The 734-nt window shown below is 42.8% G+C and carries 1 protein-coding gene; it reads right to left on the bottom strand.

From position 1 onward, the window contains the following. On the bottom strand, positions 1-734 hold a 734-nt coding region (locus R7190_RS27210), incomplete at both ends, for a type VI secretion system baseplate subunit TssF (RefSeq protein ID WP_318137847.1).

Here is a 734-nt window from a genome sequence, read left to right as displayed (position 1 = left end):
CATGGTTGATTTGAACAGATTTACAATGGGAACACAGCCAACCATGACACTTTCCTCGTCTACTTGCTTTGGTAGCCAGTCATCGCTTGTATCGAAGTAAAAGCAAATCTCGACCTGCCCTTGAATCTCTAACTTATCTAAGCCGAGCTCGATCAAGTCAAAGAACATGAATTTTTCTGGAAAATGAAGGTACTCGACCAATAAACGAGATCCCGAAAAACTTCTCTTACTGTAAGGGACGACTTGTTCCTCGTCCCCAAAACCAACCGATTGAAGATGCCTCTTAGTTAGAGGCATGATTTCTTTACCATCCAATACGATTGAAAGACCAATCAAACTTTGGAATAACATTTGATATAGCTTGAGTGTTAATTGCGTCTGTCCATTTAAGTACAAACGCAAACAATCAATACCCATGGAATTGATAGAGGACTCTGAATCATGAGCACTCAGCTGACACCTTAGTACAGAGTGCGCATTGTGCTCCCACTTGGAGCCAGTAGGCTTGAAAGGCGCGTTCTCAAATGAACCAGAGATAATATCGAGTGGATACATTGTTGTCGGGTAACCGGTTCGAAACTGACAATCTTGATATCCAGGGGCACTAACTTCGACTCTTTCACCCACAGGAATAGCAAATGAACTAGTGGTTGACTCTGAACAGTTCAATTGGATCACGGACATCGAAGGAATTGGCGCATGAAAGTCCGGATATAGCTGTCCCATCAGTGATT

This window comes from Vibrio sp. 1078-1 (assembly GCF_033340475.1).
Note: the sequence above shows the minus strand (reverse complement) of the source record. Positions and strands in the feature narration are given on the sequence as shown.